At 65.9% G+C, this 6,042-nt stretch carries 6 protein-coding genes; all 6 read right to left on the bottom strand.

Annotated elements, in window-relative coordinates:
• Positions 1-33: 33 nt before the first annotated feature.
• On the bottom strand, positions 34-1,077 hold the full coding sequence (locus H578_RS15145; RefSeq protein ID WP_169558529.1) for a glycoside hydrolase family 127 protein: 1,044 nt from the start codon (positions 1,075-1,077) through the stop codon (positions 34-36).
• A gap of 118 nt (positions 1,078-1,195) precedes the next feature.
• Positions 1,196-2,674 carry an FAD-dependent oxidoreductase gene (locus H578_RS0111915; RefSeq protein WP_028464213.1) on the bottom strand — a complete coding sequence of 493 codons (1,479 nt, stop codon included), beginning with the start codon at positions 2,672-2,674 and terminating at the stop codon, positions 1,196-1,198.
• On the bottom strand, positions 2,667-2,939 hold the full coding sequence (locus tag H578_RS0111910; RefSeq protein WP_022873900.1) for a (2Fe-2S)-binding protein: 273 nt from the start codon (positions 2,937-2,939) through the stop codon (positions 2,667-2,669). The genes H578_RS0111915 and H578_RS0111910 overlap by 8 nt, the downstream gene beginning before the upstream one ends.
• Positions 2,936-4,105: an NAD(P)/FAD-dependent oxidoreductase gene (locus tag H578_RS0111905; protein ID WP_022873899.1), complete on the bottom strand. Its 1,170-nt coding sequence runs from the start codon at positions 4,103-4,105 to the stop codon at positions 2,936-2,938. The genes H578_RS0111910 and H578_RS0111905 overlap by 4 nt, the downstream gene beginning before the upstream one ends.
• 5 nt (positions 4,106-4,110) lie before the next feature.
• The gene (locus H578_RS15140; protein WP_022873898.1) at positions 4,111-4,851 is read right to left on the bottom strand and encodes a GntR family transcriptional regulator; all 741 of its coding nucleotides are present in this window, start codon (positions 4,849-4,851) and stop codon (positions 4,111-4,113) included.
• An 85-nt stretch (positions 4,852-4,936) separates the two neighbouring features.
• Entirely contained in the window at positions 4,937-5,938 is a 1,002-nt protein-coding gene (locus H578_RS0111895; protein ID WP_022873897.1) for a proline racemase family protein, read from the bottom strand.
• Positions 5,939-6,042 lie beyond the last annotated feature (104 nt).

Here is a 6,042-nt window from a genome sequence, read left to right as displayed (position 1 = left end):
CCCCGACATTCAAAACCAAGGAAATCCTGCCAACTACTTGACGCGGGACACCCCGGTGGCCAGCAGCAGCCGCCAGGAGAGCATAGAGGAGGCCACTCCGGCGCAGGTTTCGGCATACGAGGTGTCCGGGGGCAGTTGGTAGTCGGCACCGAAGGCCTCGCCCATGTTGGTGGAGCCCATCCCCCCGGTGATGTAAGTGCGTTTGGCCACGGTGTTGGACCACTGAGTCTGCACAGCCTCGGCCAGTTCGGTGTCACCGAACTCGACGGCGACGTCGGCGGCTCCGCAGGCGAGGTAGAGCGCCCGCACGGCGTGACCGGAGAGGACATCGACCTCGCGGACTTTCTCATCGTCCTGGTAGTAGGTCCGACTGTCCCCGTGGGTGGGTTTCAGGGTCTTGTCTCCGTGGCGTTCGATGAACAGCCGGGCGACATCCTGGTAAGCCTGGACTCCGGTGGCACGTCCGAACTCCAGCAGGGCCATTTCGATCTCGGCGTGGCCGCAGATGGCATTGCGCCCCTGGGGTCCACCGAACTCGGCGACCACGTGGTCAGCGACGCGACGGCAGACCTCCACGAGGGCGTCGTCGTACCCGGTGCGCAGCCGGGCCACTCCGGCCTGGAGCAGGTGGCCGAAGCAGTAGAGCTCGTGCCCCATCTCCATGTTCGACCAGCGGGGCTCCTGACCTTCACGCCCGTAGTAGGTGTGGAGGTAGCCGTCGGGTTCCTGTGCGGCGGCTACCCGGGCCACCAGTGCGTGGTACTTCTCCTCTAGTTCCTCGGTGCGCTGTTCGGAGCCCAGGGCCCAGGCCATCGCTTCGAGGATCTTGTACGACTCCGAATCGACGAACCACATCCCATTGGGTTTGCCTTTGAGCTCCCCGGAGGCGGCGCGGTCGAAGTTCTCCAGCCAGCCGTGCTGCTCCATCATGTTCAGCGCGTGGTCGATGACCGCGGTTGCCGAGAGCCGCTGGAGGTCTCCCCAGAAGCCGCCGGTGATGCCCACCTCCCCACTGGTGAGTGGGCGCAGAGCGCCGGTGCTGGGCTGGACGGGGCCTCCGAGGGCGTGAGCAGTCATCATGCCTTCCTGGTGCGTACAGTCAACATGTGACATTGTACTGATCTCGTCAGTGCTGTGGGCGTGTGACCACCACACCACGAAAGATGACGTCTTTGTGACGCAAGGCACAACCTGGCTATGCGGAGGGGTCCCTCTCCGCTAAGTCAGCTAATCGGACCGGGGCAGCCAGAGGACGTTTGGCCACCGCCACGGCAGACTCCTCGGCGCCCTCGGCACCGCTGCGCCGGGCCACACAGGAGGCAGCGGTCCCGCACATCCGACCTTGGCACCACCCCATCCCGGTCCGCGTGGTGCCCTTCAGTCCCCGAGGTTCCTGCGCCGAAAGTGTCTGCGCAGCCTCCTTCAGGCGCTGGTAAGGGACTTCCTCGCAGCGACACACCACCGTGTCCTGCTGCATCCAGGACTCCCACCCCTCCGGAAGCGGGTGCGCCCGGTGCATCGCCTGCGCGAAAGCCCGGTGATTGACCCGCAGCACCTTATCCCGCTGCGCTGCTGCCAGCTGACGTGCCCCACCAGTGGTGTACCCGGCTTCCCGGGCCGCTGCACGTCCGGCGATCCGCCCCTCGACCACTGCCGCGGTGGCACCGGCGACCCCGGTGATCTCCCCGGCGAGGTAGAGCCCCTCCACACTGGAGCGCTGGTGTACGTCCACCACGCCGATGAGGGAACCATCGACGTCCACACGGGTCCGCGCACCACACTGCACCACCAGCTCAGACTGCGGAACGAACCCCCACCCCAGGCCGACGAGGTCGACGTCGTCGAGATACCGTTGTTTGCCCTCGATGACCGCTCCGTTGCTGTCCAGCCGGGAGAGCGTCACCGCCTCAGCCCGGTGCTCCCCGTGGATGGCAGTCACCGCTGTCCGGCGCAGATATGGCACCCGATGTTTAGCCAGCAGCCGAATGTACTCGGCACCCTCAGCACCCTTCGAGGGAACCAAGGCTGCCGCTGCCCCGCGGGGGACCCATCCGGTGAGGTTGGCGGCCTCACACACGGCAGCCACCTCTCCCCCGGCCTGCAGCACCGAGGCGGCAGCCGACAGCAAGAACGGCCCGGTCCCAGCGAGCACCGCTCGCCGACCGGGGGCCACCCCCTGTGTCTTGATGAATGCCTGGATACCTCCGGCTGCCATCACCCCGGGTAGGGTCCACCCCGGAACAGGCAGTTGGCGGTCATAGGCGCCGGGGCAGAGCACCACCGCCGGGGCGCGCACCGTCATCAGCCCACGGGCACCGGCGGCGAGTTCCGGCACCGGCTGGATGGTCAGCTGCAACTGCGCTGAGCCGATCTGCTGCGCTGGACTTATCTGCTGCGCGGTGACCACATGGTGGCCGCAGAGGTATTCCACATCCCCGGCGTCCACTGCGGCCTGTAGCTCGCTGGCCAACGCGGTATACGTGGACCAGCCGTGATGCCAGCGCCCCGGGTCGGCGTCGTGCTCTTCGGCGGCATGCCGCCAGAACTGACCTCCGGGGCGAATGGACTGATCGATGAGCAGCACCTGCGCTCCGGCCCGGGAGGCTTGGACCGCGGCGGCCAGCCCCGCGGGACCGGCACCGACGACGACGACGTCGCACCTGCGTTCACTCACCACGCGCCCCTCTCTCTGAGGTTTCGATGACCATGCCCTCTTCAGCCGGGATGAGGCAGGCACGCAATGCGGGCTCCCCATTGACGGTGACGAGGCAGTCGAAGCAGACCCCGATCCCGCAGAACAATCCCCGCCGGTCGTGGTCGAATCGGGTGCGCCGCCATGCCGGGCGCTGCGCGGCAAGCATGAGGGCGGCGGCCACCGTCCGGCCGGCCTCGGTGGTGATCTCTTCACCGTCAACGGTGACAGTGACGGTCTGACTCATGCGGATGCCTCACTCAGCTCGTCGAACCGTGCGGGGGTGAAATCCTCTAGCGGCAGATCGGTCTGCTCACCGGCCACTGCCTGGGCGATGATCTTTCCGGTGCCCACCGAGAGCCCGATGCCGGCTCCTTCGTGCCCGCAGGCGTGCCACAGCCCGGGTGCGCGCGGATCAGGTCCGATGACGGGAACATGGTCCGGCACATAGGGGCGGAAGCCGAAGTAATGCCGCAGGATGCGGGTCTCGGCCAGGAAGGGAAAGAGTTTGACCGCATTGGCCGCGATCTGCTGGACCGCCTGCGGGTTGAAGGTGGTATCGAATCCGACCCGTTCCCGGGAGGATCCGATGAGGATCGACCCAGCGGGGGTTCCCTCCACCACTGGAGAGGACTGCAGCCCACCGTCCGAGGAGCCGACGTTGTCGATGTACTCGGCGGCGTAGACCTTGCGGAAGACCTTCGGCTCCATGGGTTCGGTGACCAGCACATAGCCCCGGCGAGGCTCCACCGGAACGTTGACCCCGGCGAGCCGGGCCACCTGCCCACCCCAGGGGCCGGCGGCGTTGATGACAGCATCGGCCCAGAAGCTACCCCGAGTGGTGGTGACCCCCAGGACGTTCTCGCCGCCGCGGAGGAAACCGGTGACCTCGGTGTAGGGCCAGATGCGGGCGCCGGCCTCGGCAGCCATGCGCATTAAGTGCGCAGTGACCAGCATCGGCATCACCTGGGAGTCGTCGGGGTAGAACGCCGCGCCCACGGCCTCATCGGTGACATTGGGTTCGTAGCGTTTCAACTCGGCGACGTCGATTTCCTCAACTCGGATGCCGTGCTCGCGCTGGACCCGTAGAGCCCGCTGGAGGGAGGCCATCGACGAATCCTGGGAGGCGACGATGATCCCGCCCTTGTTCTCAAACTCCCAGAGGTGAGAGTGCTCGGAGAGTTCGCCCTGCCAGAGCTTCAACGAGTAGTTGGCCAGATCGAGTTCCGGGCCGTGCTCTTTGTCCGAGACGAGCAGATTGCCCTCACATTGAGAGGATGTCCCCGAACCCACGGCCCCGGAATCCACCACCGTGACCGAAAGTCCCCGGCGGGTGCAGTAGTAGGCGATGGCCGCGCCGATGGCCCCGGAGCCGATGACGAGCACATCGGAGGCACTCGTCGAAGACGCCACGGGGCTCATGAGCCCTCGCGTGCGGGTTTTTCCATGTCGTGCAGCAGGATGGGGGTGACCCGGGTTCGGTTCTGCCCCTCGGTGCCTTCGGACCACAGCTGGGAGGCATGACCGAGGTGATGCATGATGACCTCGTAGGCGCCCTGGGCGTCACCGGCTTCGAGTTTATCCAGCAGCGTGACGTGTTCATACGCCGATTCGATGAGCTGGCCGGTGTCAACCAAGGTGCGCAGCGCTTTCAGGCGGGTCTGTCCGCGTAGCTGGGTGCACAGGTTGACCAGCCGTGTGTTGCCGGTGTGTTTGAGGATCTCGGCGTGGAAAACACGGTCCTCGGCCAGATAGGTGCGCAGGTCGCCGTCGGCGGCGGCTGCGTTGATCTGGTCAGCTTTGGCTCGCAGCGCGGGGAATTCCTCGGCCGGGATATGACCGGTGACCGCGTGGACGGCCGGACCTTCGAGCAGTTGGCGGACCGCGGTGATCTCCCGTAGGTCTTCGGGGGTCATCTCGGTGACCCGGAAACCTTTGTTCTTCACCGGGGTGACAAGCCCCTCGTTGGTCAAGTCCATCATCGCCTCACGCACCGGGGTGGCGGAGACTCCGAGCGGCTCGGCCAGTGCGGGGGCGGAGTAGAGTTCGCCTTCCTCCAGGTCGCCGACGATGATCGCAGTACGCAGCGCTTCCGTCACAGTGCTGCGCAGGCTCTTGTACTGCTGGATGGTGTTCAGCGGAATATCGTGGGCGGCCATTCGTATACTCTTCTCTGTTCCGGGGATTGGGAGTCCGGGGCTGGTAGCAGCTGGCACGCTCCAGCACAGTGTGACATGTCAGAGTTTACAGCTCGAAGCCTTCAGGATAGGGATCCGTGGGGTCCAGGAAGTACTGGGCGGTCCCGGTGATCCACGCCCGACCGGTGACTGTGGGCACCACTGCGGGGTACTCCCCCACCTGCGTCTGACCCACCAGCCGACCGATGAACCGTGAGCCGATGAAGGACTCATTGATGAAATCCTCCCCCAAGCCCAGCTCCCCGTGAGCGTGTAACTGGGCCATCCGGGCGCTGGTGCCGGTGCCACAGGGCGAACGGTCGAACCAGCCCGGATGGATGGCCATCGCGTGCCGGGAATGCTGGGCCGTGGAACCGGGTGCGGTGAGGTAGACGTGGTGGCAGCCACGGATATCCGGGCGCACCGGATGGATGGGCTCATCGGCGGTGTTGATGGCGTCCATGATCTTCAACCCCGCGGCGAGCAACTGATCCTTAGCCGCCTTCTCGAAGGGCAAACCGAGGGAATCGAGGTCGACGACGGCGTAGAAGTTACCTCCAAAGGCGAGGTCATAGGTCACCTCACCTAGCCCGGGCACTTCCACAGTGGCCGCGGTGCGCAGATGGAAGGACGGCACATTGGTGATCGTCACCGATTCGGCCCGGCCTTCACGCACGGCAACCTCGGCGGTGACCAGACCGGCGGGGGTGTCGAGCCGAATCGTCGTCGTCGGCTCCGTCACCTCCACCATGCCGGTCTCTACCAAGACAGTGCACACACCCATGGTTCCGTGTCCACACATCGGCAGGAGACCGGAGACCTCGATGAAGAGCACTCCCCAATCGGCGTCCTCGCGCGTGGCTGGCTGCAGGATGGCTCCACTCATGGCACTGTGCCCGCGGGGTTCACGCATGAGCAGCTTGCGCAGGTGGTCACGGTTCTCCATGAACCACAGGCGGCGTTGACCCATCGTGGCCCCGGGAATGGGCGCCACCCCACCGGTGATGACCCGAGTGGGCATCCCCTCAGTGTGGGAGTCGACAGCGTGGTAGACGTGCTGGGTTCGCACGGGGCTAGCTTACTTGTAGCCTTTGGCCAGGGCGGCTTCAGTATCCCGGGTAATCGCCTGATGCATCCACTCCACCAACGGACCACGCGGGGGACGACACACCC

This window comes from Nesterenkonia alba DSM 19423 (genome assembly GCF_000421745.1).
In the GTDB taxonomy this organism is placed as follows: Bacteria; Actinomycetota; Actinomycetes; order Actinomycetales; family Micrococcaceae; genus Nesterenkonia; species Nesterenkonia alba.
Note: the sequence above shows the minus strand (reverse complement) of the source record. Positions and strands in the feature narration are given on the sequence as shown.

Bases quoted from the DNA above. Each gene is read 5' to 3' on its own strand.
- H578_RS15145 (WP_169558529.1), bottom strand. From the start codon at position 1,077: ATGACTGCTCACGCCCTCGGAGGCCCCGTCCAGCCCAGCACCGGCGCT.
- H578_RS0111910 (WP_022873900.1), bottom strand. From the start codon at position 2,939: ATGAGTCAGACCGTCACTGTCACCGTTGACGGTGAAGAGATCACCACC.
- H578_RS15140 (WP_022873898.1), bottom strand. From the start codon at position 4,851: ATGGCCGCCCACGATATTCCGCTGAACACCATCCAGCAGTACAAGAGC.